The organism is Cellulosimicrobium sp. ES-005 (genome assembly GCF_040448685.1).
Taxonomy (GTDB): Bacteria; Actinomycetota; Actinomycetes; order Actinomycetales; family Cellulomonadaceae; genus Cellulosimicrobium; species Cellulosimicrobium cellulans_G.
The window spans coordinates 2,964,423-2,991,277 of sequence record NZ_CP159290.1 but is presented as its reverse complement, the minus strand read 5'-3'; the positions used below and the strand labels follow the sequence as shown (position 1 = coordinate 2,991,277).

Sequence of the window (26,855 nt, the reverse complement as noted above, 5' to 3'; positions counted from 1 at the left end):
GACCGACATCGTTCCGGAGAGAAGATGTCTGATGTCTGACGTTGTGTAGCATGACACTAGGACCAGAAACCGAAGGGGTCAAGATGGCGACACCACGGCGCAGGAGCTTCAGCACGCTCGACGCGTCCCGCGACGGCGGACCCGGCGCGACCGCTCCCCGGCGCACCACCACCGCCGACCGGATCAAGGACTTCATCCTCGGCGAGGGGCTGCGCCCCGGGGACCCGCTGCCGACCGAGGCGGAGCTCTGCGAGCACCTGGGCGTGTCCCGGTCGAGCGTGCGCGAGGCGATCCGCACCCTGTCGACGCTCGACATCGTCGAGGTCCGGCACGGGCACGGCACGTTCGTCGGCAACATGTCCCTGGACGCGCTCGTCGAGGCGCTCGTGTTCCGCGGGGTGCTCTCCCCCGGCGACGACCTGCGGGCGCTGCGCGACGTCGTCGAGATCCGCCAGGCGCTCGACCTCGCCATGGCGGACGTCATCGTCGCCAGCCTGGCCGGGACCTCGAACCCCGAGCTGCACGCCCTCGTGGACGAGATGGTGGCCGCCGCGGCCGACGGGCTGAGCTTCCCCAAACAGGACCGCGCGTTCCACACGGGCCTGCTCGCGCGCCTCGACAACTCGCTCGTCGGCCAGCTCGTCGCCGCGTTCTGGGACGTCCACACCGCCGTGGTGCCCAAGCTCGGCATCTCCGTCGCGGCCGACCTCGACCAGACCGCCCGCGCGCACGGCGAGATGCTCGACGCCGCCGAGGCCGGCGACGTCGAGGCGTTCCGCGCCGCGGTCGTCTCGCACTACGAGCCGATCGACCGCGCGCTCGGGGTGACCACGGCGTGAGACCCGCACCCGCCCGTGCCCAGGCGCCCGCACGCCCGCCCGTCGGCGTCGCCGTCGTCGGCATCGGCGCGTTCGCGCGCGAGCACGTCGCCGCGCTCGCCGGGCTGCCCCGCGCGGACGTGCGGTGGGTCGTGGGGCACGACCTCGCGCGGGCCCGGGCGCTCGCCGCGCTCGTGCCCGGCGCCCGCGCCACGACGTCCCTCGACGAGGCGCTCGACGACGACGCCGTCCACGCGGTCGACGTCGTCACCGCGACACCCGCCCACGCGCGCGACACGGTCGCGGCCGGCGAGGCGGGCAAGCACGTCCAGGTCGAGAAGCCGGCGGCGCTGTCGCTGCCCGACCTCGACGCCATGGTCGCGGCGACCGAGGGCCGGGGCACGACGCTCGTCGTCGGGCAGACCGTGCGCTTCCAGCCTGCCGTGACGGCGCTCGCCGCCGCGGCCCACCGGGGCGAGATCGGCACCCCGCGGCTCGCGCACGTCTCCTGGTACACGGGGCACGCGTGGCCCGCCGGGTGGCGCGGCTGGCAGCTCGACCCCGAGCTGTCGGGCGGTCACCCCGTGCACAACGGCACCCACATCATGGACCTCGCGACGTGGCTGCTCGACGACGAGCCGGTCGAGGTCTTCGCGCGCGGCTTCCGCACGTTCTCGCCCGAGATGGAGTCGCCCGACTCGTTCCACGTGCAGCTCCGCACGGCGTCGGGCGCGCTCGCCACGCTCGAGCTCTGCTACGCGCTGCGCCGCCGCGGCGAGCTCGTGCGCCGGGTCGTGCTCGTGGGGACCGAGGGGACGCTCGCGCACTCGACCACCGAAGAGGACGGCCTGCACTCCGACGCCACGACCGCCCCGCCCGTCTCCGTCGAGGGCGCGCTGGGGATCCAGCTCGCGCACTGGCTCGACGTGGTGCACGGCGACGCGGCGCCCGTCGTCACGACGCCGCAGGTGCGGGCCGCGCTCGCGACCGCGCTCGCCGCGCAGCGCTCGCTCGTCTCCGGGCGGCGCGAGCGCGTCGCCGACGTGCCCGGCTACGCGACCACGGGGGTGGCCGCATGAGCACGACCCTGCGCGTCGCGTTCGCGTCGGCCGTGCGCCACGCGGCCGACTACCTGCGCATCCTCGCCGCCGACGACCGCGTCGAGATCGTCGGCGTCGTCGAGGAGGCGGACGCGCCCGGCTGGGTGCGCGACGACTCGCGCGCCGTCGCCGAGCGCGCCGGGGTGCCGTACGCCGAGGTCGCCGACGTGGCGGCGGTCGCGGAGGCCCTGGGCAGCGCGGTCGACCTCGTCGTCGTGTGCGCCGAGCCGACCCGGCACGCGCGCCTCGCCGCCGCGCTGCTGGAGGCGGGCCTCGACGTGCTCGTCGACAAGCCCGTCGCGACGACGCTCGCCGACGCCGACCGCCTCGTCGCCGTCGCCGCCCGCACGGGGCGCACGTGCGCCGTCGTGAACCGCACGCACGCGCCCGCGCTGCGCCGTCTGCGCGCGTGGGTCGACGCCGGCCACGTGGGCCTGCCGCGCCACCTGGACCTCGAGTTCCTCGCCTCCGGCGCGCACTTCGCGACGTCGGTCGAGCGCCCGGGCCTCGTCGTGGACCGCGCGCTGTCCGGGGGCGGCGAGCTGCTGAACTTCCTCGGCTACTGCGCCGACGCGGCGCACCACCTCACCGGGCTCCGCACGGTCGAGGTGCACGCCTTCGCGGGGTCGCTCTTCCTGGAGCCGCACCGCGAGGCCGGGGTCGAGGACACGGCGGTCGTCACGCTCGAGCTGGAGCGCGGCGTGACCGCGACGATCACCCTCGGGCGCGTCCCGTTCGCGCCCGGCGGGACGCCCACCACGTCGTCGGTGCGGCTGCTCGGGTCGCACGGCCACGCCGTCGCGGACGACGACGCCCCCGCCGTCGCGCGGTTCGGCGCGGACGGGCGCACGACGGTCGCCGCCGACGCGGGCCAGGTCGCCGCGGCGGCGTACCTGCGGCACGTGGTCGGCGCGGTCCTCGCCGGGGAGCGGCCCGACTACGGGATCGAGGAGGCGCGCGCGTCGCTCGCCGTGATCGACGCGGCGTACCGCTCGGTCGAGACGGGCGACGTGGTCGCGGTGGAGCACCGGACGGTGCCCGAGGAGGCGAGGGTCTGATGGAGGTCGTGATCGCTCCGGCGGAGCGGTTGGCGGTGCTGGCTGCGGACGCGATCGAGAAGGTGGTGCGGTCGCGGCCGGAGTCGGTGCTGGGGCTGGCGACGGGTTCGTCGCCGCTGAAGGTGTACGACGAGCTGGCGCGGCGCCATCGTGAGGGCGGGTTGTCGTTCGCGGGTGTCAAGGCGTTCATGCTGGACGAGTACGTGGGCCTGCCGGTGGAGCATCCGGAGCGGTACCGGAACGTGATCGAGACGGAGATCGCCTCGCGGGTGGACTTCGCCCCGGGCGCGGTCCAGGGTCCGGACGGGAACGCCGAGGACCTGGTCGCGGCGTGCGCGGCGTACGAGGAGGCGATCGCGGGGGCCGGGGGTGTGGACCTGCAGATCCTGGGGATCGGGACGGACGGGCACATCGCGTTCAACGAGCCGGGGTCGTCGCTGGCGTCGCGGACGCGGATCAAGACGTTGACGGCGCAGACGCGCGAGGACAACGCGCGGTTCTTCGGGGACGACGTGGAGCGGGTGCCGCGGCACTGTCTGACGCAGGGGCTGGCGACGATCATGTCGGCGCGGCACCTGGTGCTGCTGGCGTCGGGCAAGGGCAAGGCGGAGGCGGTGCACCAGCTCGTGGAGGGCCCGATCAGCGCGTTGTGGCCCGCGACGATCATGCAGATGCACCCGCACGCGACGGTGCTGGTCGACGACGCGGCGGCCTCGCGTCTGCAGCTCGGGGACTACTACCGCCAGACGTACGCGTCCAAGCCGGACTGGCAGGGCCTGTAGACCCTCCGCCGGGCGCCGAGAACGACGCCGCTCGCCGTCGAGCACGACGTTGCTGTCGCTTTCGCCCTGATAACGACACCAGTGTCGTTCTCGGCGCCGGACATTCACCCGGCATCGAACTGGACGTCTGTCCAGTTGCCTGTCTAGCGTGGGGGACAGCCGGTGCCCGTACGCTCAGCCCCCTGCCAGTGCGGGCACCGGCGATCACGGCGGTGCCGCCTCACGCGTCCGACACGCCCGCGCCCTTGCCACCCCGAACCGCCGGTCCGGCGGTGGCACGGTCGCGCCTTAGGACGGTACCCGTCGCGCTCGACCGACCACGACCCGACGGGACCCACCATGAGCACCACGACCGGACGCCGCACGCTGGTGCGGGCCACCACCGCCGCCCTCGCCGCCTCCGCCGCGCTCCTCGCCGGCCCGGCCGCCCACGCCGCGGAGGACGACACCTACGTGCCGTCCCAGCCGTCGATGCGCCTCACGACCCTCGTCTCGGCGTGCGAGGACGACGCCGCGTACCTCGACTACGCGATCGAGGTCGAGGGCACCGACCACGACACCGTCACGGTCACCTGGATCAACCCCGACGGCGAGAGCGTCGTCACGTCCGGGCTGCCGCTCCAGGGCCGCCTGCTGTGGCCGGGCTCCGTCGTCGACGACCAGGGCAAGGGCGTCGACTGGCCGGGGTGGCGCCTCGAGGACGGCGAGTGGGTCGAGGGCGACGAGTACGACTGGGTGCGCCCCGCCGTCGACGTGAGCTTCGAGGTCAACCCGCACGTCCTGGTGACCACGGTCTACCCGCCCTCGTCGCCCGACTGCGCGACGAACCCGCCCGGGCACGACGACCCGGTCGAGGTCGTCCCCGTCTCGAACGAGGTGAGCGCGTCCGCGTCGAACCCGAGCCTGGCGGAGACCGGCGCGACGGTCGGGCTGTACGCGGCCCTCGCCGCCGGCCTCGCCGCGGTGGGCGCCGCCATCGTGCTCCTGTCGCGCCGCGCGCGCCGAGGCTGAGACCCCCGCGCCACCACCCCGCGACGCCCGCCGGACGCAGACCCCTGCGACCGGCGGGCGTCGTGCTGCGTCACGACCCCTCCCCTTGACCCGCGCGCCCCCTCGGGCTACCTTCCTGACGTCAGACATCTGACGTCATCTGTTCAAGCGTCCTCGGCAGCGTCGCCGCGTTCCACGTCGTCCCCGCCGCGCCGAGCACCGACCGGAAGGAACGGCATGATCGGACACCTCCGCAGACCCGCGCGCCGCGCGCTGACCCTCGCCACCGCGCTCGCGCTGGGCGTGGGCGGTGCCGTCGTCCCCGTCACGACGGCGGCCGCGCACCACGCCACCCTCGCGCCGGACCACGACCTCGCTCCCGCGACGGGCGGCCCGGGCACGTACACCGAGCAGCAGCTCGCGACGAACGGCCAGGGCGGCTTCCCCAACTACCGGATCCCGGCGCTCACCGTCGCACCCAACGGCGACGTCCTCGCCTCCTACGACGGCCGCCCCACCGCGGCCGACTCCCCCGGGCCGAACTCGATCCTCCAGCGCCGGTCCACCGACGCGGGCGTCACGTGGGGCCCGCAGGAGGTCGTCGCTGCCGGGAAGACCACCGCGCCGATCGAGGGCTACTCGGACCCGAGCTACGTCGTCGACCGCGAGACCGGGACCGTCTTCAACTTCCACGTGAAGTCGTACGACCAGGGCTTCGGCGGCTCCCAGCCGGGGGTCGACCCGAGCGCCCGCAACGTCATCCACGCGAACGTGTCCGCCTCGACCGACGACGGTCGCACGTGGACCCACCGCACCATCACGGCCGACGTCACGGCCGACCTGGGCTGGCGCTCGCGCTTCGCCGCCTCGGGCCAGGGCATCCAGCTCCGCTACGGCGAGCACGCGGGGCGCCTGCTCCAGCAGTACACGATCATCAACGGCTCGGGGCAGTTCCAGGCCGTGTCCGTGTACTCCGACGACCACGGCGCGACGTGGCAGGTCGGGACCCCCGTCGGCACCGGCATGGACGAGAACAAGACGGTCGAGCTCTCGGACGGGCGCGTCATGCTCAACTCGCGCGACTCGGCGCGCTCGGGCTTCCGCAAGGTGGCCTACTCGACCGACGGCGGCGTGACCTACGGCGCGGTGACCCTCGACCGCGAGCTGCCCGACCCGACGAACAACGCGGCGATCGTGCGGGCGTACCCGAACGCGCCGCAGGGCTCCGCCGAGGCCAAGGTGCTCCTCTTCTCCAACGCCGCCTCGCAGTCCGGTCGCGTCAACGGCACGGTCCGCGTCAGCTACGACGACGGCGAGACCTGGCCCGTCGCACGGGTCTTCCAGCCGGGAGGCATGGCGTACTCCACCCTCGCGACGCTTCCCGACGGCACGGTCGGCCTGCTCTACGAGCCCGACGGCGGCGGCGGGGGCATCCGGTTCGCCAAGCTCGACCACGACTGGCTCCTCGCCGCGCCGAGCAGCACGCCGGGCGACATCGAGGTGACGCGAGCGAGCGTGACGAGCACGGCTCCCGCGGGCGGGTACGGCGTCGGCGACGTCGTCACGTACTCGTTCACGGTCACGAACCTGTCCGACGCCGTCACGACGGTCTCCCCGACCGGGGACCTCGAGCGGTTCGACCCGGCCCAGGGCGCGCCGAACTGCCGCTTCCGCGACCTCGCCGCGCGCGCCGCGTACACGTGCACGTCCGCGCGGCACACGGTCACGCAGGCCGACCTCGACGCCGGGTTCTTCGCGCCGCGCACGACCTGGACGTCGACCTCCGGCGCGACCGTCACCACGGTCGAGCACGACGGCCCGGCCGTCTACTTCGGGGCGCCCGGGAACATCTCGGTCCAGGGGGTGCACGCGAACCCGCAGGAGACGTACGCCGTCGGCGACGTCCTGCGGTTCACGTACACGGTCCGCAACCTCTCCACGACGGCGACCTCGGTGGTCCCCACGGGCAACCTCGCCGGTCTCGACCCCGCTACCGCGGCCCAGAACTGCCGCTACCGCACCCTGCCGGCCGAGGGGTCGTACACGTGCACGTTCGCGCACCACGTGGTGACCCAGGGCGACCTCGACCGCGGGTCGTTCACGCCCGACACGACGTGGACGTCGACGGCGGGGTCGAGCGTGACCGTCGTCGAGCTCGACGGTCCGACGGTCGAGCTCGGCAGCGCGGTCCCGCTCGACGTCCGGGCGACGAGCCGGTGCCTCGCGGGCCGGGCGTACGTCGCCGTCACCGCGCGCAACACCGGGGACGCCCCCGCCGACGTCACCCTGCGCACGCCGTACGGCGAGCGCACGGTCGCGGGCGTGGCCCCGGGCGGCTCGGCGTACCAGTCGTTCGCGGTGCGCACGGCCTCGGTCGACGCGGGGACCGCGAGCGCCGCGACCGGGCCCGGTTCGGTCGAGGCCGCCTACGCGGCGACGACCTGCGCCTGACCCGCGAGCGCTGCGCACCCGGTCGAGCGACGCACCCCGACGTGCGTCACACGACCGGGTGCGCGGCGCTCGGCGCCGGCACGTCGACCGTCCGCCGCGACAGCAGCGCCGCGACGAGGAAGCACACCGCCCCGACGAGCGTGCCCGCGTCGTCCCACCACTCGCTCACGTAGGTGCCCGTGGCCGGGGAGACGTACGCCCCGACCGCCGACGCGCCGAACGCGACGGACCCGACCAGGTTGAGCCACGTGCCGTGCCAGGTGCGGGCGTCGCGGTCCCACAGGTGCCCGCGGTCGCGCGTCGCGACGACGGCGAACGCCGAGGAGACGAGGAACGCGACGGACCCGTAGGCGTCGGGCTTCCAGCCCACGCCCAGCCGCGTCGGGTCGTGGACCGCCGCCACGAGCGCCGCGGTCGTGCTCACGTTGAAGCAGAGCGTGCCGACGAGCTGGACGGCCGCCGCCCACCAGTCCCACCGGTCGGCCGGGTGGGTCCCGGCACGCGGCGGACGCCGCCCGCTCAGGCCGAGCTGCACGAACGCGGCGGCGGTGAAGAACACCGCGCCGACGACGAACGTGACGTTCGTGGCCACCGCGCCGACGGCGTCGGCGTAGGGCGGGAGCGCCCCGACGAGGAAGCACAGCGAGCCGACCGCGAACCCCCACGCCTCGCGCCGCAGACGACGCTCCCGCCGGTCCACGACCGTCAGTGGTGGAAGCCCGAGCGTCGGCCCTCGGCGGGCATGGGCGACGTGAGCCCGTCGAGCCACGCCGTCTCGACCCGGATGTCCTCCAGCAGGTCGTCCGCGAGGTCGCGGCTCACGCCGTTGCGCACGACGATCCGCTGCACGGTGAGGTCGGCGAGGTCGTCGGGCATCGGGTAGGCGGGAACGAGCCATCCCTTCATGCGCAGCCGGTCCGAGAGGTGGTAGAGGTCCCAGTTCTCCGTGTGGCCCGGCCTGAGACGCCAGGCGAACACGGGGATGTCGGACCCGTCGTTCCACAGGTCGAACGCGCCGATGCCCTCGATCCCGTGCGCGAGGTACTTCGCGACGTCCTGGCACTCCTGCTGGATCGCGGTGTACCCCTCCCGCCCGAGCCGCAGGAACTGGTAGTACTGCAGCAGGACCTGGGCGCCGGGCCGGGAGAAGTTGAGCGCGAGGGTCGGCATGTCCCCGCCGAGGTAGCTCACGCGGAAGACCAGCTCCTCGGGCAGGGCGTCGAGCGTGCGCCACACGACCCAGCCGACGCCGGGGTACACGAGGCCGTACTTGTGGCCCGACGTGCTGATCGAGTGCACGCGCTCCAGGCGGAAGTCCCACACGACGTCCGGCTGCAGGAACGGCGCGATCATGGCGCCCGACGCCCCGTCCACGTGGATCGGGACGTCGAGACCGGTCCGCTCCTGGAGCGCGTCGAGCGCCGCCGCGATCTCCTGCACGGGCTCGTACATGCCCGTGTAGGTGACGCCCATGATCGCGACGACGCCGATCGTGTTCTCGTCGACGTACTGCTCGAGAGCGCTGCCGTCGAGGCACGGGTGCTCCTCGGTGATGGGCACGTAGCGCGCCTCGACCTCGAAGTAGTTGCAGAACTTCTCCCAGCACACCTGCACGGCCGAGCTCATGACGAGGTTCGGCCGGTCCGCCGGCTTCCCCGCGGCCCGTCGCGCGAGCTGCCACCGCCGCTTGAGCGCGAGGCCTCCGAGCATGCACGCCTCGGACGACCCGATGGTCGACGTGCCGATGCAGTCCCGCACGTCCGGCACGTTCCACAGCGACCCGAGGATGCGCCAGCAGTTCTCCTCGACCGCAGCCGTGCGCGGGTACTCGTCCTTGTCGACCATGTTCTTGTCGTAGACCTCGGCGTAGAGGCGGTCCGCCTCGTCGCCCATCCACGTCGCGACGAACGTCGCGAGGTTGAGGCGCGAGTTGCCGTCCAGCATCACCTCGTCGTGGACCACCTGGTAGGCGGACGTCGGCTCCATCTCGGCGTCCGGCAGGGTGAAGCGTGGCGCCACCGCCCGCACGCCGGGTCGCGTGTAGGTCGGGCGCAGGACGTGCTGCTCGTCGGTCATGCTGGTTCCTCCCGACACGCCGGGTTCCGGCTCGTTCGATGGTCCTGGCGAGGTCGCGTCAGGCGAGGGCCTTGGCCTTGAGAGCGGAGAACTCCCGCTCGTCGATCGCACCCGCGTCGAGCAGCGCCTTCGCGTCCGCGATCTGCGACGACGGGGACGAGCCCGCGACGCCGCGGATGTACGCGTCGGTCGCCGCCTGGGCGCTCGCGACGCTCTGCGCGTGCCGCTCGCCCATGCCCTTGCCGCGCGCGATCAGGTAGACGAGCGCCGACAGGAACGGCACGACGATCAGCGCGAGCAGCCACACCGCCTTCCACCACCCGCTCAGGTGCCGGTCGCGGAACAGGTCCGCGACGATCTGGAAGAGGATCACCAGATACATGACGAAGAAGAACCACCACACCATGAGCCAGAACCAGTCCCAGAACGTGTCCATGTCCGTGCCTTTCGTGTCGGGGTCGTCCTCGCTCAGTCCGCGAGGATGCGTGCTTTCTGCGCCTCGAACTCCGCGGGGCTGAGCACCCCCTGGTCCCGCAGCGCGGCGAGCTGCGTGAGCTGCGCGATGCGCGCGTCCATGTCCGGCGCCGCCGCGGGCTCGGGGGCAGGCGGCGGCGCGTAGGCCGGCTGCGGGGCCGCGTACTGCTGCGGGGGCGGCGCGTACTGCGGCTCCTGCGCCGCCTCCTGCGCGGCCCAGCGCCCCGCCTGGCGACGGGAGACACGGTTGGAGACGGCGGTCGCGGTTCCGGCGACGACGGCGGTGCGCGCGACGCCGCGGATCAGTCCTGGCACGGGATCCTCCTCGGGGCGGCCGGATCAGGCGTCCGGCTCGGTGGCGTCCAGGGACGCGATGAGCGCCTGGACCGGGATGCGCCCGCTCGCGACGAGCTGGGCGCCGTTGCGGCGCAGGGCGGTCGCGAAGGGCGCCGCCCAGACGTTCTCGTAGACCAGCACGACGGCCGTCATGCCGGGCTCGACGGCGCTCGCGGCCTCGTCGAGGTCGTCGTCGCCGAGCAGGCCCGACCGCGCGCCCTCGAACACCGCGAGCTCGGTCGACCCGTCGTCGAGCTCCTCGAGGCCGAGGCCGACGACGCTGCCGTCGTCCTCGCGACGCACCACCACGAGGTCGAGCACGCGGATGATCCCCCGGTCCACGAGGTCGACGAGGTGCGGGAAGGCCTTGTCACCCGTCGCGCGGTCCGTCGGGAGCTCGATCACCAGGAAGTCGATCGGCCCGCTCTCCTCGAGGTCGCCGAGCTCGCTCCCGACCCCGTCGCTGAGTTCCTGCGTCATCGTCGCGTCCTCTCCGCGTCCGTCCCGCGCGCCGTGCGCGGGTGTGTCCTCAGGCTCGTCGTCGCCGTCGGCCGCGTCCTCACCCAGAACGAGTGAACTCCCGACCGGCCGCGCCGCCGGCCCCTACCGGTCCGTCCCGTCGCTCGCGGGCAGCAGGTACTCCACGTGCACGGCGTCGATGCGCCCGTCGAGCGCGAAGGGCATGCGGTCCGCGTACGCGCGCGACACCGCGCCGCCGTACGCGCGCCCGACGTCGAGGCAGTCGTTCGCGGAGAACAGCAGCGGCGCGCTCACGGGCACCGTGCCCGAGCCGACGTCGGCGCCGTCGACCCGGAGGACGACGTCGAGCGGACCGCCGGGCCGTGGCTCGACGTACGTCGTCACGACCTCCACCGTGTGGTCGCCGGCCGCGAGCGGAGCGCTCGACCGGACCACGCTCCGCTGGATGAGGAACAGGTTGTACTCGTAGGTGAGGACGCCGTCGAGGAGAAAGCACGTGAGCCCGCCGCCCGCTCCCCCCAGCTTGTAGAGCACGCCGTTCGCGGCGTCGGGCACCCAGAGCCGGATCTCGACCCGGTTGGGGCGGTTGCCCAGCGCGGGCGCGCAGAACTCCGGGACGCGCACCGTGTCCCCGGACAGGTCCCACTCCGTGTACGGCGGGCTGATCCGGTCCTCGGGGTGGATCGCCGGGACCCACAGGCCACCCCCCACGGGCAGGACGTCGTTGCGGGCCGCCTCGATCGCGAACAGCTCCTTGAGCTGGGCGAGCTTCTCCGGGTGCTGCGCGGCGAGGTCGTGCGCCTGGCTCCAGTCCTCGTCGAGGTGGTAGAGCTCCCAGGGGTCGTCGTCCGGGGTCCAGGTCCGGATCCCGGCCGGCATCCCCTGCACCCACGGCAGGCGCGGACCGGTCGCCGAGGCCATCCAGCCGTCGGCGTAGATCGACCGGCTGCCCATGATCTCGAAGTACTGCGTCCGACGACGGCCCTCGGCACCGGCGTCGTCGATCGAGTAGGCGAAGCTCGTCCCGTCGATCGGGTCCTGCGGGACGCCGTTCACCGTCTCGGGGTGGGAGATGCCGAGGATCTCGTAGATCGTCGGCACGAGGTCGACGACGTGGTGGAACTGCGTGCGCGGCACGGGGTCCGGCTCGATGCGACCGGGCCAGCTCACGAACATCGGGTTGCGCGTGCCGCCCAGGTGGGACGCGAGGAGCTTCATGCCCTGGTACGGCGACGACCCGGCCCACGCCCACGCGGCGTGGTACTGGTTGTCCGTCGCCGGGGTGCCGAGGGCGTCGAGCCCGCCGAGCTCCTCGAGCGCGGCGAGGTGCTGCTCGACCGTCGACGGGATGCCGTTCTGGGCCAGCAGCTCGCTGATCGTCCCGTTCTGCCCCTCGCCCGACGACCCGTTGTCGCCCCAGATGTAGACGACGATCGTGTCGTCCCCGTACCCCAGCCGCTCGACCTCGTCGAGCAGCCGGCCGGCCTGCACGTCCGCGTGCTCGCCGAATCCGGCCGCGACCTCCATGAGCCGCGCCTGGAACGCCTTCTGGTCGTCGGGGATGTCGTCCCACCCGGCGAGCCCGTCCGGACGCGGCGTGAGCTCGGCGTCCTCGGGCACCCAGCCCGCCGCCTTCGCGCCCGCGAGCGCCCGCTCCCGGTAGACGTCCCAGCCGTCGTCGAACGCACCGGCGTACCGGTCCGCCCACTCCTTCATGATGTGGTGCGGCCCGTGCAGCGCGCCGGTCGCCCAGTAGACGAAGAACGGCTTGTCCGGCGCGTTCGCCTTGTGGTCGCGGAGCCAGCGCATCGCGTCGTCGGCGATGTCCTCGCTGAGGTGGTACCCCTCCTCCGGGGTCTTCGGCGGGAGCGTCGGGGTCGTGTTGCGCACCAGGTGCGGCTCGTACTGCGACGCCTCGCCCGCGAGGAAGCCGTAGAAGTACTCGAACCCGTACCCGGTGGGCCAGCGGTCGAACGGGCCGGCCGCCGTCGTCTCCTCCGCCGGGGTGTTGTGCCACTTGCCCCACGCGCCGGTCGCGTAGCCGTACTGGCGCAGCACCTCGGCGATCGTCGCGCTGCTCTTCGGGATGTGCCCGGAGTAGCCGTCCCAGTCGTTCGCGAGCTCCGCGATCTGCCCGTTGCCGACCCGGTGGTGGTTGCGCCCGGTGAGCAGGGACGCGCGCGTCGGGGAGCACATCGCGGTCGTGTGGAACCGGTTGTACCCGATGCCGTTCGCGCGGACCCGGTCGAGCGTCGGGGTGCGCACGGCGCCGCCCAGCGTCGTCGGGAGCGCGGGCCCGGCGTCGTCGATGAGGATCACGACGACGTTCGGGGCGTCCGCGGGCAGGTGCCGCTCGGGCGGGCGCGGAGAGTACGTGGACTCCTGGATCGTGCGTCCGGCGACGCTGCCGGACCGACGGGGCGGGAACGGCAGCGATCGCTCGGCGGGCAGCGGCGGTCCGACGACCGTACGGCGGGGCTCGTCACTCATCGACTTCTCCTGTCTGTCCAGGACCTCACGGACGGCGCTCTCGACCGTAGGGCCGCCACCACGGGCAGGGCATCACGCAGATCGCGCGAACGACGCTCCCGCGCTCCGGGCCCGGCTAACCTCGGTCGCATGGCGCACCTCGTGACCGACCTGGAGGACTACACCCCGCGGATCTCCGAGGCGGTGGTCGCGGACCTCCGGTCCCGCCTCCGCGCGACCCGGTGGGTCGACGCCCCGGACGGGCTCGGGTGGGACGCCGGCACCGACGTCGCGTACCTGCGCGACCTCGTCGCGTACTGGGCCGACGGCTTCGACTTCGCCGCGCACCAGGCACGGCTCTCCGCGCTCCCGAGCCGGCGCGCCTCGATCGACGGCACCCGCGTCCACCTCCTCCACGCGCTCGCGAGCCCGCGTCCTGGCGACCCGTCCCCGCTCCCGCTCCTGCTCGCGCACGGCTGGCCCGACTCGGCGTGGCGGTACCGCAAGGTCGTGCCGCTCCTGACCGACCCGGGCGACCCCGCGGCCCCGGGTGAGGCGGGTCGACGCACCTTCGACCTCGTCGTCCCCGACATGCCCGGCTTCGGGTTCTCCGACGTCCCCTCCGGCCCAACCCCGGACAACCGCACGGTCGCCGCCCTGTGGGCGGAGCTCATGACCGCCCTCGGCTACGACCGGTTCCTCGTCGCGGGCGGAGACATGGGCAGCCACGTCGCCCGGTTCCTCGCGCTCGACTTCCCCGACCGGGTGATCGCGGTGCACCGCACCGACGCTGGGCTGCCCGTGTTCACGGGCGACCCCGCGTCCCTCACGCCCCAGGAGCGCGACTGGCTGGAGGAGAGCGCGCGGTGGCGCACGGCCGAGGGCGGCTACGCCGCCGTGCAGGCCACCAAGCCGCAGTCGCTCGCGGTCGGCCTCACCGACTCCCCCGCCGGTCTCGCGGCGTGGGTCGTCGAGAAGCTGCGGTCGTGGAGCGACTGCGGGGGCGACCTCGAGTCGGTGTACACGCGGGACGAGGTCCTCGACCTCCTCACCGAGCACTGGGCGGTCGCGAACGTCGGGTCCGGCGTCCGCGCCTACCGGGCGAACGCCGCGATCCCCCGCGAGCAGCTCGCCCGCTACGTCGACGTGCCGTCCGGGTTCTCCGTGTTCGCGGGCGACGTCGTCCGGCCCCCGCGTGCGTGGCTCGACCGCGTCGCGCACACCGTGTACGCGACCGAGCCGTCGCGCGGCGGGCACTTCGCCCCGTTCGAGCAGCCCGAGGTCTACGCCCACGAGCTGCGGGCGTTCTTCGGCCGGTTCTAGCCGCCCGTCAGGCTGCCGTGCGCGCTCTCGTCGCTGGTCGTGGGCTCGGTGCGGGGGCTGCCTCTGCTGCCGCGGACCGGCTCCGGCGCAGGCGAGGGAGCCGGACGGTACGGCCGGCCGCACGCAGCGCCCAGGCGATCGCGAGGACGTCGACGGCCTCCTGGAGCCACGCGCCCACCACCGCCGGCAGCGCACCCGTGGTCGCGACGAGCATGAGGGCGACGCTCACGGCGATCCCGATCCAGATGCTCTGGCGGGCGACGTCGACGGTGCGGCGCCCGATCTCCAGCGTCTCGGCCACGCGCCCGACCTCGTCGGGGAGGATGACGACGTCGGCGGACTCGGTCGCGGCGCTCGAGCCGCGGGCGGCCATGGCGATGCCGACGTCGGCCGCGGCGAGCACCGGGGCGTCGTTGACGCCGTCCCCGACCATGACCACGGGCCGCTCGGGCACGTCGCGCACGGCCGCGACCTTGTCCGCGGGCAGGCACCCGGCGCGGACGTCGTCGATGCCGACCTGGTCGGCGACGGCGCGGGCCGTCGCCTCCTCGTCGCCCGTGACCATGAGGACGTGGCCGATGCCGCGCGCACGCAGGCCGGCCACCGTCTCGGCGGCGTCGGCGCGCACCTCGTCGCGCAGGACGAGGCACCCGGCGTAGGCACCGTCGACCGCCACGTGCACCGCGAGCTCGCCCGGAGCGAGCCCGGGCGCGGGCACGTCCACCCCGCCCTGCTCGGCCACGAACGTCCGCTTGCCGACGACGACGCGGACGCCGTCGACGGTCGCGGTCACGCCACCGGCCGTGGTCTCGGTGACGTCCTGCGGCACCGGCAGCGCGACGCCGCGGGCGGTCGCACCCCGCACGATCGCGTCGGCGAGCACGTGGACGGAGGCCTGCTCGGCCCCGGCGGTCAGGCGCACCAGCGTGCCCGCGTCGAGGTCTCCCGCGGGTCGCACGTCGGTCAGCGCGGGCGTGCCTCGGGTGAGGGTGCCGGTCTTGTCGAAGGCGAAGGTCGCTGCCCGGTGCAGCTTCTCCAGGGTGGCGCTGGACCGGATGATCGCGCCCCGGCGGGCCGCACGGCTCATGCCCGCCATGAACGCCACCGGCGCGCCGATGATGAGGGGGCAGGGCGTCGCCACGACGAGCACCTGGGCGAACCGGAGCGGGTCGCCCGAGGCCCACCAGGCGATCCCCGCGATCGCGAGCGCGAGCGCCGTGAACGGGAGAGCGTAGCGGTCGGCGAGACGCACCATCGGGGCGCGGCTCGCCGCGGCCTCCTCGACGAGCGCGACGATCCGCTGGTACTGCGAGTCCGCGGCGCGTCGGGTGACCCGGATCGTCACGGCGCCCGCGCCGTTGATCGCCCCCGAGTACACGGTGTCCCCCGCGACGCGCTCCTGCGGCAGCGACTCCCCGGTGAGCGACGCGTCGTCGAAGACCCCCGCGTCGGACACGAGGACGCCGTCGAGCGGCACGATCTCGTGCGCGCGGACCAGGACCCGCTCGCCCACCTCGACGTCGGCGACGTCGACGTCGCGCACGGTCTGGTCGGCGGTGAGGAGGTGCGCGGTGCGCGGGGCGTTGGACACGAGCGAGGTCAGGTCCTTGCGCGCCCGGCCCGACGCGTACTCCTCCAGGGCCTCGCCGCCGGTGAGCATGAGCACGATGACGGCGGCCGCCCAGAACTCCCCCACCGCGATCGTCGACCCGATCGCCGTCACCGCGAGGATGTCGACGCCGAAGGTCCCCGAGCGCAGCTCCGCGACCATCGCGACCGCGGCTCGCAGCGCCATCGCGCCCGCGTAGACCCCCAGCACCCACGGCACAGCCTCGGGCCGCAGCGCCGACAGCACGCCCGCGACGGCGATCACGGCGAGGGTCGCGGTCACCCACGGAAAGGCGCGCGCAGCGGAGAAAATGCGGCTCATGCCAAACATGTTTATCGATGATTCGCATTGATTCAAGCAAGCAGAGCCTTGCCGAACACCATTGATGGAAAGGCAAGAAAGGAAAGCCTCACCATAATGTGGGGGGCCCGGGAATCGGGCGCCGGGGGCACGCGCTTCCCCCTCGGCGACCTAGCTCCCGAGGAGGCCGAGGGTCACGGCACGCTCCACGGCGGCGCCGCGCGTCGTGGCGCCGAGCTTGCGGTAGATCGCGCCGACCTGCGTGCTCACGGTGTTGCGGGAGACGAAGAGCCGACGGCCGATCTCGGCCATCGTGAGGTGGGTCTGGAGGTACGGCAGGAGGCGGAGCTCGGCCGGGGTGAGCGGCGGGGCGCCGCGCGTCGCGGCGACGGTCTCGAGCCGGGCCCGGAACGCGGCGACCTCGCCCACCAGGAGCCCCACACGGGGGCGGCGGCGCAGCAGCTCGGCCGCCTCGGCGGCGAGGTGGGTCGCCGTCGTGCGGTCCCCGAGGGCGAGGCACGCGTAGCCGAGCTGGAGCCGGACGCGCAGCGCGAGGTACGGCATGACGTACGTGCACGGCACGCGCGCGCGCATCCCGCGGGCGACGAACCGCTCCGCCGCGGTGCGCTCGCCCTGGTGCGCGGCGACGCGAGCACGCACGGCGAGAGCGATCGCCGTGGTCGAGTAGCCCTCCATGTGGTGGTCGTCGACCGTGGCGACCGCGACACGCGCGTGCCGTTCGGCGTCGTCCCACCGACCGTCGTCGATCGCGAGGATCCCCAGCTCCGCCTCGCTGAGCAGCACGGAGTCCGGGTTCCCCGCCTCCGTCCCGCACGCCACGGCCTCGACGAACGCCTCGCGCGCCGCGTCCCGGTCGCCCACGAGCAGGTGCGCGGAGCCGAGGAGGTGCAGCGCCTGGTCACGCCAGGGGCTCCACGCGGGCTCGTGCTCGACGGCGTAGGCCGCGCACGCGAGGGACGCCTCCGGCCCGTCGGCGCACATGGCGGCCCGCACCTGGCACCGGGCGGACTCGAGCGCGACCCGGTCCTCGTCGGGGAGGAGGTCGGCGTCGAAGCCCTCCAGCACGGCGGCCCACCGCTCGGCCGCCGGGGACTCGCCGAGCAGCAGCGCGCGCCACGCGGCGACCACCGTGAGCTCGGGGAACGCCTCGACCACGGCGTCGCCGAGCGTGTCGAGCCAGCGCGTCACGACGGCCACCCCGCCGTCCTGGTACGTCGACAGCGCGAGGCGCCCGACGAGGACGGCCGCCTCCTCGACGTCGCCCGCCGCGAGGAGGTGCTCGACCGCGCGGGCCTCCAGCCCCTCCTCGACGTGCCACGCGGCGGCGCGCCGGTGGAGCGGCGCGACGGCGTCGGGCTCGACCCGGTCGAGCTCCGCGAGCAGGAACTCGCGGAACAGCGCGTGGTAGCGGAACCAGCCGCGGTGGTGGTCGAGCGGGACGAGGAACAGGCTCGCGTCCTCCAGCTCGCGCAGCCGCTCCGCGGCGTCCGTGGTGCCGAGCAGGGCGTCGCACGTCGCCGCCGAGAGCTGGTCGAGGACGGCCGTGGCCCGCAGGAAGTGCTGGGTCCGCGCGGGGAGGAGGGTCATGCACTCGCGGTACAGGTAGTCGGCGACGAACCGGTCGGTCCCCGTGAGGGACGACGGGTCCTCGCCCTCGCGCACGAGCAGCGCGCAGAGGAAGACGCCCGTCGGCCAGCCCTCGCACCGCTCGACCACACGGTCCAGCGCCTCGTCCGAGACGACCCCGGCCGCGCGGAAGATCTCGCGCGCGCCGTCGGCGTCGACCCGCAGGTCGTCGGGGCCGACCTCGACGAGGTCGCCCTCCACGCGGCGTCGCGCGTCGTAGCCCGGGCCACGACGGCTCGCGACGACGACCTGCGACCCCCGCGGGACGCCGCCGAGCACGATCTCGAGCGCGTCCCGGCAGGATGCCGAGCCCGCCTCGTGGAGGTCGTCGACGAACAGGACGAACGGCGTGCCCGTGCGCGCGAGCGCCGACGCGAGCAGCGGGGCCGACCGGCCGAGCATCGCCGCGCCCGTGCCGCGCATCTCGGCGGCGACCGCGGCGACCTCGGGCGACACGCGCGCGCACGCGAGCGCGAGGAGCGTGAGCAGGGCGCCGGGGTCGTCGTCGAGCCGGTCGAGGCTGGCCCACGCGACCGCGCGGTCCTCGACGCTCGCCCACTCCGCGAGCATGGTCGTCTTGCCGTACCCCGGGGGAGCCGTCACCACGACGACCCGCGCGCCGTCGCGCCGCGCGCGCTCGACGAGCCCGCGCCGCGAGACCGCACCCCGGCGCGGCACCGGAGGCTCGACCTTGCCCGCGAGCAGCGCGGTGCTGAGATCCGGTCGCGCGGTGACCGCCTGACGGCTCCCGTCGGACACGCGAGCAGCCTAGGAGCGGCCCCCGAGGCCCTCAACCGGAGCGGGGGAAATCACCCGGGGCGCCGGGGCGCGCCCTCCGCCGCCGCGTCGTCCGCGGCGGCGTCGGCGTCGTCCCACCCCTCGACGGGTTCCAGGCCCAGGGCGAGCGCGACCCGCGGCGCGGCCGCCACGACCGTCGGCAGCCCGACGACCGGCACGACCGCCGCGAGGACGCCCACCACCTCCGCCGGGTCGATCCCGGCCTCGACCGCGGCGTCGATCTCGGCGCCGTACGTGGGGACCGACGCGCCGACGGCGACCGCGGCCGCGATCCGCACCAGGGCACGGTCGCGCCCGGACAGCGCGTCGTCCCCGAGCGCCGCGCCGTCGGCGACGCGCTCGTCGTTGATCGTGAGCCGCCGGAGCACCTCCGCATGGTCCACGCCGACCACCCACCCTTCCGACCCAGGCCCGGCCGGGGCCGCCCACCGCGCCTGTCCCCTGCCCGATCGCCCCTCCCCGCCAGCATGACGACGCCACGGCGCGGGGTCGTCACGCAGAACGCATGACGACCACGACGGGGCGCGGCGGCGCTCGTCCGGGTGCCGCGCCGCCCCAGCACGAACGGCGCGGCACCCCGATGGACCCTCAGGCCGGTCGGACGGCTTCCGACAGACCGATGAGGACGTCCCCGCCGGCGACGTGCTGCCCTGGCGCGCGGGCCAGGAGGATCTCGGTGAGCGCGGACTCGAGCGCGCGCGGCAGTCCGAGCGCGTGCAGGTGCGACACGCGCACCGACAGGGGCCGGTCCGCCGTGAGCACGCGGTGGGCGCGCTCCTTGTCGTCGTAGGGGACGCGAGCGCGGTCGAGCGCGGTGAACACGCGGGCCGCGACGTCGTTGTCCGCGAGGCGGGGGTCGTGACCGAGGTCGACGACGAGGCGGGACGTCGGTGCGACTGCCTCGACCGTGACGTGCAGCCCGTGGTCGTCGCGCTCGACGAGAGCGTCGGCAGGCGTGCCGTCGACCGTGACGACGGGCGCGACGTCGGCGGGGGCACGCAGGCCCCCGAGCGCCGGGAACGTCAGCGTCCAGCGCCGCGCCGCGGGGACCACGCGGACGTCGCCCTGGACGGGCCCGACGGCGGCGCGGCCCGCCGCCTGGTCGAACGTCACCGGCGTGCGCGCCTCGTGGGCGGGGTCCCCCGGGGTCTCCCGGAGCAGCCCGCCGGGGAGGCCACCCGACGGGAGGCCCTCCGCGTCCTCGACGAGGTCGAGCGCGCCGTCGGACCCGACGACGACGAGCACCTCGACGTGCTCGGGGTGCACGACGCCGTTGCCCGGGACGGTCGCGCCGTCGAGCGGCACGACCGCGCCGGTGCGCGCGAGGACGGGGATGCTCGCGAGGTCGCGATGCAGCCAGACCTCCCGGCCGCCGTCGTAGACGAGCCCGCCGAGCAGGTCGACCCACGTGCCCTCCGGGAGCCACGCGCGCACCGCGGCGGTTCCGGAGGCGCGGTCCGCTGGGGCGGTGATCGGCGCGACGACGAGCTCGGAACCGAAGAGGTACTGGTTGCGTGCCCTGTAGGCCTCGGGAGCCTCGGGCCACTCGTGGTAGAGCGGCTGGACGAGGGGGACGCCAGCGCGCGCGGCGCGGACGTTCATCGTGTGCAGGTACGGCAGCAGGCGGTGGCGCAGGCGCAGCGCCGCGACCTGCGCGTCGCGGGCCTCGGGGCCGAACGTCCACGGCTCCTTGCGCGTGAACGGGTTCCCCGCGGAGTGCAGCCGCAGGATCGGGGAGAAGACGCCGAGCTGCACCCACCGCGTCGCGAGCTCGTCGTCCCTGGTGCCGTGCATGTGGCCGCCCACATCGTGGCTCCACCACCCGTACCCGATGTTGCTCGCGGTCGCGGTGAAGTAGGGCTGGAAGTCGAGCGACTCCCACGAGATGACGGAGTCGCCCGAGAACCCGACCGGGTAGCGGTGGCTCCCCGGCCCGGCGTACCGGGAGAAGGTCAGGGCCCGCGTCGCCCGGCTCGCGGCGGCGCGCGACGCTTCACCCGCGTTGTCGAGGTAGTGCACGTGGTTGAGCATCCACAGCGGATCGATCCCGGGTACGCGCGAGACGCCGCCCTGCTGCCAGTCGACCCACCAGAAGTCGACGCCGTCGCGCTCGAGCCCGCGGTGCAGCACCTCGACGTAGGCGCGCAGGAAGTCGCGGTCGGTCGCGTCGAACGCGACCGGCTCGCCGCTCTCCGGGTCGAGCCCGAGCGCCTCCGCCATCGCCGGGTAGGCGTCCTCGAACGCCCGGACCCCGTCGGCAGGGTGCACGTTGAGCGTGACGCGGAGGCCATCGTCGTGCAGCGACCGCAGGAACGCCGCCGGGTCGGGGAAGAGGTCGCGGTTCCAGGAGTACCCGGTCCAGCCGCTCCCGTGCCGGGGGTCGACGTCGGTCACGTGCCAGTCCATGTCGAGCACCGCGACCGACAGCGGGACGCCCTCGCGACGGAAGCGCCGCACGAGCTCGGCGTAGGAGTCGGCCGAGTACCGGTGGAACCTGCTCCACCACGTGCCGAGCGCGTACCGGGGCAGCACCGGCTGCGGCCCGGACAGCGCGTACAGCGCCCGGAGCGCGGCCCGGTAGTCGTGCCCGTACGCGAAGACGTAGAGGTCCTGGCGCGACCCGTCGCGCGGAGCGACCCAGCCGTCGTCGTCCAGGACGAGGCCGGCCGAGTCGTCGATCACGGCCCAGCCGTCGCGCGAGACGACCCCGGGGCCCAGCGGGACCGGGCCGTCCGCCTCGTCGAGCGTGCGCGCCGTCCCGCCGAGGTTGCCCGGCCCGTTCCCGACGGCGTCGGGCTCCACGAGGACGGCCGTCGCCGGGACGCCCGGCCCGCGCTGCCCGTACCGCCACACCCCGTGGTAGGCCGAGTGCGCACCGAGCACCTCGACGCTGAGCCCGCTCGCGCTGAACGGCCCCCCGTCGTACCGCAGGCGCAGCCGGTCCGTGACGATCTCGACCCCGTCCGCGTGCCCGGTGCCGGGCCGGGTCACCCGGAAGTCCGGCACCGGCAGGTCGCGGTGCAGCGCGAACGCCGAGGCGCGGTCCTCGAACACGCCGTCCTCCGCGCGCTCGAGGCGCACCAACCCGTCGGCGAGCACCGTGATCCGGTACTGGTCGCCGAGGATCGTCGCCCCGGGGCGGGCGACGGGGCTGGTGGCGAGGCGGGGCGGGAAGGTCATGTGCGGCAGTTCCTGTCGGTGCGGGTTCGGGGGGTGGTCGTGGCGGGGCGGGGCTCAGGTCACGGGCGGGTCACCCCGCACGCGAGGCCGTCGAGCGTGGCGGCGTCGAACGCCGGGCCGGCTCCCAGGCCGGGGACGCGCGTGGTGCCGAGCACGACGAACGTCGTGCTGCGCCCCGGGCGCAGCGCGGTCCGTCCCGAGGCCGTGACCCGCGTGCCGTCCTGCGCGACGGTGACGCCGATCCCCGTGGCCGCGACGTCGTCCGGCCTCGCGTACCACGCGAGCTCCCAGCCATCCAGCGGCTCGGTGCCGGTGTTGGTGACGCGCACGGTCGTGAGCGTCGTGCCCCCGACGGTGAGCGTCCCCGCCCCGACCGAGCACGTTGCGGGCGCGTTCTCGAGGAGGCCGTAGTTGCCGCCCTCGTCGTGGACGGTGCCCCACAGGTGGTGGTCGCCGTCGGGCTGCGAGGTGACGCCCGAGACGCGGACGTCGGAGAACCGATGGTCACCGCCGAGGCGCGCGGCGACGCCGTACGAGCCGGTCCGCTCGATCCTGGTGTCACTGACCCGCAGGTCGTTCACCCAGTGGCTGCCGCTCACCAGGAGCCCCTCGTACGTCGAGTCGAGGATCTGGGTGCCGCGGATCACGACGGGCGTCGTGATGTGGCTCGTGTCCGCGAACACCCAGATGCCCCCGAACGACGTGCTCCAGTTGGGCTCCCACCCGCCGGTGCGGATCAGCGTGCTGTCCTCGACGACCGTGGTCCCCGAGAAGGGCACGGGGTTGAACCGCGTGCTCACCGCGACACCCGCGGCGGCGGTGAGCGTGTCGCGCACGACGAGCCCCGAGACGCTGTTCGAGTCGCCGCCGTAGATCGCGGCGCCGTTGCCGAGCAGCGGGCTCGTGACCGTGCTGCGCACGAACGACGAGCGCGTCACCGCGCCGCCCGAGGACCACATCGCCATCGCGTCGTCGCCGGTGTTGCGCACCGTCGTGTGCTCGACGCGCGTGTCCGTGACCCGACCGTGCAGGTGGACGCCGTCGGCGAACGTGTCCCGCACGCGGAGCCCGAGCGCGTACAGCCCGTCGGTGCCGGTGTCGGCCCAGAGGCCGACCTTCGTGTGCCTGACCCACACGTTCTGGACGAACGAGCCCTGCCCGAAGCTGCCCTCGAGCGCCGCGTCGAACCGGGCGTCGTCGCGGTACCGGACGTCGCCGTCGACCATGAGATCCGCGATCGTCACGCCGGACCCCTGCGCGTAGAACCCTCCCTTGCCGTCGCGGCCCGCGACCACGGAGTACCAGGGCCCTGCGCCGCGGACCGTGACGTCGTGCACGCGCACGCGATCGGTCAGCGTGAAGCGGCCCGGTGGGACCCACACCCCCGTCCCGGCCTCGCGCGCCGCGGCGACCGCAGCGACGAACGCGGCGGTGTCGTCGGTCGGGGTGGCTGTGGACGAGTCCGTGGAGGAGTCGTCCGTGGCGCCGTGGTCGCGCACGTCCACGAAACCGGGAGGTGCCGTGAGCGGCGCGGGCGCGACCTCGGTCTCGACGAGGTCGACGGTGTACGGGAGGTCGGCGGAGGCGCTGTCGCGCTGGAGGCGCAGCGTCGTGCCGACCTTCAGCTCGCGCGGGAGGACGACGCGCGTCTCGTCGAAGAACCGCTGCGCCCCGCCCTGCGTCGGGTCGTTGCCGTACGGGTAGCCGCCGTAGACGTGGGAGTAGCGCGAGGCGACGTCGACGTCGGCGACCTTGCGCCCGCCCGCGTAGACGCCGAGCGAGCCGTCCTGGCCGGTCCCGTCGGCCGAGTCCGGGACCGACGCGCGCAGCACGATCGCGTTCGCCGGCTCCGTGAGGGTCCACTCGACCCGCTCGCCGGTGCGGTCGAGCGTGACGGCCTGTCGGCCGGACGCCTCGGCCGCGACCGTGCGGAACGCGCGGCTCGGCGCGAGCACCTCGCCGGTCGTGCGGCCGTGCTCGGCCTCGTACGTCGTCGCGGGCGTGGACGCGCCGCGGTCCGCGAACGGTTCGCCGCGCTGCAGCGTCACGCGGTCGATCTCCAGGCCCGACGGCGCCGGCGCACCCTGAGCGGACGCGTCCCCCTGGGCGCCCGTGCGGCGCAGCTCGACGCTGCCCAGCCCGGCGCGGAGCGGGAGGGTCACCGCGACGTCGCCCCAGCGCTCGCGCGGGGCCAGGACGAGACGCCCGACGGGCTGCCCGTCCACCGCGAGGACCACGTCCTGGTCGGCGCCGGTGCTGTTGCGGTACCGGAACGTCACGGTCTGGTCGCCGGCCTTCGCCGCGTCCACCGCGACGACGAGGCGCGCACGGGGTGCGGCCAGATCGACGCCCTCCACCCCGGCGGTTGCGCCGTTCGCGGTGAACGCGCTCTCGGCCTCGTACTGCTGCCCCGCACGTGGAGCGGTGGTGCGCAGGACGTCCGCGACGTCGTCGTACCGCGTGTCCGGGCCGGAGCCCGGCTCCGTGCCGGGCTGGGTCGCGCCGCCGCCGGGTACGGAGAGGTCGCCGACCGACGTCAGCGCGATCGCGTCGAGGTTGACGTTGCCCGTGTCGTCAGCATCGAAGCGGTAGACGACGGTCTGCTCGCCCGCGTCGAGCGACACGACCTCCTGGTGCACGAACCACGTGCTCCACGACGCCCCCACCGCGGAGGGCAGGGTGACCTGCCGGTCCTCGACCGCGCCGTCGTGCACGACGACCTGCGAGAGCGTCATGTCGGAACCGAGCCCGTTCGCGTACCGGAGGTTGAGGCCGTACTCGCCGGCCTCCGGGACGTCGAGCGTGAACGTCACGCTCGCGGTCCCGGTGTGGTCGATGACGAACCCGTCGACGAACCCGGTCCCGGAGAACCCGAGGTGGTTGTCGTTGACGCCCGCGCCCCCGACGAGCACCGCATCCTCCGCCTCGAGCTCGATCGGCAGCGTGGCGGTGACTGCCGGGGCGACCTCGGTCGGCAGGGCGGGAGCGACGGCGGGCTCCGCCGCCGCGGGCCCGGCGACCAGCGCGGCCCCGACGAGCGCGGCGACCACAGCCCCCGCTGTGGGCATGGAATGGGCCCTGTCGGAACGACGCGAGCGTGCCCATTTCATGCCCTCAGCGAGGGTGGAGGTGGGCCAGGTTCGGTGCACGATGATCTCCTTCGACCGCAGGGCGGACGGGCGGGCTGGTGGTGGTCTGTCGGGGCGCTCACCCGAGGGGGCCGTCGGGCGAAAAGCCGAACCCGGGGTTCTGGACCGGGGAGCGGCCGAACCCGGGGATACGGGCGGGTTCGGCACCGGGGGGTGCAGTGCAGCAACCCCGGGTTCGGCGGTGGGCGTCAGCCCTGAGCGGCGTCGAGGAGCGCCTGGGCCTGCTCTTGCACCTGGGCGACGAGCGCGTCGATGTCCGCGTCCTCGTCGGTGAGCACGGCCTGGACCACCGGGTCGAGCAGCGCGTAGATCTCCTGCGTCGAGCGTGCGGGCTCGGGGACGACCGGCTGGTCGAAGATGTTCTCCGTGTAGGAGCTCATCTGGTCCACCGGCACGTTGACGTACTCCTCGGTCCAGGCGCGCGACTCGAGGTACGTCTGCTCGTCGAAGACCGGGAGCTCCGGGGCGCCGACCGGCTGGTCGTTCGCGACGGCGGTCTCCGCGTCGAGCTTCGCCGCCGCCTCGTCGGTGAGCTTCTCCATGTAGTAGAAGTCGATCCACTCGACGCCGGCCGCCTGCTCCTCGGGCGAGGCCTTCGCGCTCACCGCGGCGAGCGTGCCGCCGCCGAGGACGCCGCCGTCGCCGACCAGCGGGATGACGGTGAGCCCGTAGTCGTCCGGGTTCATCGCGTTCTGCGTGAAGAGGTTGCCGTAGTTGCCGCCGCCCGAGACGTACATCCCGATCTGGCCCGCGGCGAAGTCCTGGTTGATGCTCCCCCAGTCGTAGAGGAAGTTCGCGCCCATCGAGTCGTCCTCCCACCGCAGCGCGTGCAGGTACTCGAGCACCTCGGTGAGCTCGGGCGTGTCGATCGTCGACGTCGCGGTCTCGCCGTCGAACTCCTGGACGGAGCCGCCGAACGCGTTGGTGAGCGTCGTGAGGATCCAGCCCCCGGTGTTGCCCGACGTCATGGTCGCGTAGCCCGCGACGCCGGTGGCGTCCGCGATGGTCTTCGCGTCCTCGCGGACCTCCTCCCACGTGGTCGGCGGGTCGTCGGGGTCGAGCCCCGCCTGCTCGAACAGCGTGCGGTTGTAGTGCAGGCCCTGGCTGTAGGCGGCGATGGGCACGGCCCACATCGAGCCGTCGGCGGCCTGGCCGGCCTGCGCGACGTTCGGGTTGAAGTCCTCCGCGTACGGGAGCTCGGCGACGAGGTCGCTGATGTCGGCGATCTGCTCGCGCTCGATGAGCCCGCGGCCGTCGGTGAACGGGATCGTGAAGACGTCGGGGAGCGTGCCGCCCGCGAGCTCGGTGGCGAAGGTCGTGCCCTCCCACGTGTACTCGCGCGCCGTGACGGTGATGTCCGGGTGCTCTTCCTCGAACTGCGCGACGCGCTCGTCGAACTTGGCTCGTGCGTCGTCGTCCAGGCCGGCGTCGATCGAGACCTCGATCTCGACCGCGCCGGAGGTGGCGGCGCCGTCACCCTCGGCGTCGTCGCCGGTGCCGCACGCGGTCAGGGTGAGGACAAGGGCGCCGGTGAGCGCAGCCGCGCCCACCGTGGTTGCTGACTTCATCGTCTCTCCTCGCTGAGGACTCCGGGCCATGATGCCCGCGTCTGCTGGGTGTCGGGAACGCGCTGCCCCTCGACGCCGCCGGTACGTCCCGTCGGTCGCCGTCCCCACCGTGAGCAGTGCAGGTTTAGCGGTATACGTTTAACGCTAAACGCGCTTAGGATCGGCGTCAAGCGACCGACCGGTCACGAGTTGGTCACGGTGCCCGGACGCCGTCGCCGCTACCGTCGACCCTCGGGCCGACCCGCGC

19 protein-coding genes are annotated in these 26,855 nt (G+C 74.1%); 7 read left to right on the top strand and 12 right to left on the bottom strand.

From position 1 onward, the window contains the following. Window positions 1-83: 83 nt before the first annotated feature. The 6 genes from ABRQ22_RS13170 (at window position 84) to ABRQ22_RS13145 (ending at window position 7,199) form a co-directional block, all read left to right on the top strand. Complete coding sequence (locus tag ABRQ22_RS13170; protein ID WP_253051725.1) at window positions 84-839, top strand: GntR family transcriptional regulator; 756 nt, start codon at window positions 84-86, stop codon at window positions 837-839. Further along, the gene (locus ABRQ22_RS13165; RefSeq protein WP_253051724.1) at window positions 836-1,897 is read left to right on the top strand and encodes a Gfo/Idh/MocA family oxidoreductase; all 1,062 of its coding nucleotides are present in this window, start codon (window positions 836-838) and stop codon (window positions 1,895-1,897) included. Before ABRQ22_RS13170 ends, ABRQ22_RS13165 begins: the two co-directional genes overlap by 4 nt. After that, entirely contained in the window at window positions 1,894-2,976 is a 1,083-nt protein-coding gene (locus tag ABRQ22_RS13160; RefSeq protein WP_253051723.1) for a Gfo/Idh/MocA family oxidoreductase, read from the top strand. Before ABRQ22_RS13165 ends, ABRQ22_RS13160 begins: the two co-directional genes overlap by 4 nt. Continuing rightward, window positions 2,976-3,758, top strand: a complete 783-nt coding sequence (nagB, locus tag ABRQ22_RS13155; RefSeq protein WP_253051722.1) for a glucosamine-6-phosphate deaminase — start codon at window positions 2,976-2,978, stop codon at window positions 3,756-3,758. Before ABRQ22_RS13160 ends, nagB begins: the two co-directional genes overlap by 1 nt. 339 nt (window positions 3,759-4,097) lie before the next feature. Continuing rightward, complete coding sequence (locus ABRQ22_RS13150; RefSeq protein WP_353707039.1) at window positions 4,098-4,769, top strand: peptidase; 672 nt, start codon at window positions 4,098-4,100, stop codon at window positions 4,767-4,769. A gap of 216 nt (window positions 4,770-4,985) precedes the next feature. Continuing rightward, window positions 4,986-7,199: a sialidase family protein gene (locus ABRQ22_RS13145; RefSeq protein ID WP_353707038.1), complete on the top strand. Its 2,214-nt coding sequence runs from the start codon at window positions 4,986-4,988 to the stop codon at window positions 7,197-7,199. Between the two features lie 46 nt (window positions 7,200-7,245). Here ABRQ22_RS13145 and ABRQ22_RS13140 read toward each other — a convergent pair whose 3' ends face one another. The 6 genes from ABRQ22_RS13140 to ABRQ22_RS13115 form a co-directional block, all read right to left on the bottom strand. Continuing rightward, the gene (locus tag ABRQ22_RS13140; protein ID WP_253051719.1) at window positions 7,246-7,899 is read right to left on the bottom strand and encodes a YrhK family protein; all 654 of its coding nucleotides are present in this window, start codon (window positions 7,897-7,899) and stop codon (window positions 7,246-7,248) included. Window positions 7,900-7,904: 5 nt separating this feature from the next. Then, a complete protein-coding gene (locus ABRQ22_RS13135) occupies window positions 7,905-9,275 on the bottom strand; it encodes a glutamate decarboxylase (protein WP_253051718.1) in 1,371 nt (456 codons plus the stop codon). A gap of 58 nt (window positions 9,276-9,333) precedes the next feature. Continuing rightward, window positions 9,334-9,711: an SHOCT domain-containing protein gene (locus ABRQ22_RS13130; RefSeq protein ID WP_253051717.1), complete on the bottom strand. Its 378-nt coding sequence runs from the start codon at window positions 9,709-9,711 to the stop codon at window positions 9,334-9,336. Window positions 9,712-9,743: 32 nt separating this feature from the next. After that, window positions 9,744-10,064 (bottom strand): SHOCT domain-containing protein, encoded by a 321-nt coding sequence (locus ABRQ22_RS13125; RefSeq protein ID WP_253051716.1) that lies wholly within the window; start codon window positions 10,062-10,064, stop codon window positions 9,744-9,746. Window positions 10,065-10,088: 24 nt separating this feature from the next. After that, window positions 10,089-10,565, bottom strand: coding sequence for a DUF6325 family protein (locus ABRQ22_RS13120; RefSeq protein ID WP_353707037.1), 477 nt, complete (start codon window positions 10,563-10,565; stop codon window positions 10,089-10,091). Between the two features lie 123 nt (window positions 10,566-10,688). After that, window positions 10,689-13,055: an arylsulfatase gene (locus ABRQ22_RS13115; RefSeq protein WP_353707036.1), complete on the bottom strand. Its 2,367-nt coding sequence runs from the start codon at window positions 13,053-13,055 to the stop codon at window positions 10,689-10,691. Between the two features lie 129 nt (window positions 13,056-13,184). On the opposite strand from ABRQ22_RS13115, the gene ABRQ22_RS13110 reads away from it, so the two are divergent. Next, window positions 13,185-14,357, top strand: coding sequence for an epoxide hydrolase family protein (locus tag ABRQ22_RS13110; protein ID WP_353707035.1), 1,173 nt, complete (start codon window positions 13,185-13,187; stop codon window positions 14,355-14,357). Window positions 14,358-14,364: 7 nt separating this feature from the next. On the opposite strand, the gene ABRQ22_RS13105 is transcribed toward ABRQ22_RS13110, so the two are convergent. The 6 genes from ABRQ22_RS13105 to ABRQ22_RS13080 form a co-directional block, all read right to left on the bottom strand. Beyond that, window positions 14,365-16,287, bottom strand: coding sequence for a heavy metal translocating P-type ATPase (locus ABRQ22_RS13105; protein WP_353707034.1), 1,923 nt, complete (start codon window positions 16,285-16,287; stop codon window positions 14,365-14,367). A gap of 150 nt (window positions 16,288-16,437) precedes the next feature. Beyond that, a complete protein-coding gene (locus tag ABRQ22_RS13100) occupies window positions 16,438-18,672 on the bottom strand; it encodes an AAA family ATPase (protein WP_353707033.1) in 2,235 nt (744 codons plus the stop codon). A 50-nt stretch (window positions 18,673-18,722) separates the two neighbouring features. After that, window positions 18,723-19,094, bottom strand: a complete 372-nt coding sequence (locus ABRQ22_RS13095) for a carboxymuconolactone decarboxylase family protein (protein WP_353707032.1) — start codon at window positions 19,092-19,094, stop codon at window positions 18,723-18,725. Window positions 19,095-19,299: 205 nt separating this feature from the next. Beyond that, window positions 19,300-21,891 carry a TIM-barrel domain-containing protein gene (locus ABRQ22_RS13090; RefSeq protein WP_353707031.1) on the bottom strand — a complete coding sequence of 864 codons (2,592 nt, stop codon included), beginning with the start codon at window positions 21,889-21,891 and terminating at the stop codon, window positions 19,300-19,302. Window positions 21,892-21,950: 59 nt separating this feature from the next. Continuing rightward, entirely contained in the window at window positions 21,951-24,959 is a 3,009-nt protein-coding gene (locus tag ABRQ22_RS13085; RefSeq protein ID WP_353707030.1) for a CBM35 domain-containing protein, read from the bottom strand. A 269-nt stretch (window positions 24,960-25,228) separates the two neighbouring features. Continuing rightward, window positions 25,229-26,608, bottom strand: a complete 1,380-nt coding sequence (locus ABRQ22_RS13080) for an extracellular solute-binding protein (RefSeq protein ID WP_253051707.1) — start codon at window positions 26,606-26,608, stop codon at window positions 25,229-25,231. Window positions 26,609-26,855: the final 247 nt, after the last annotated feature.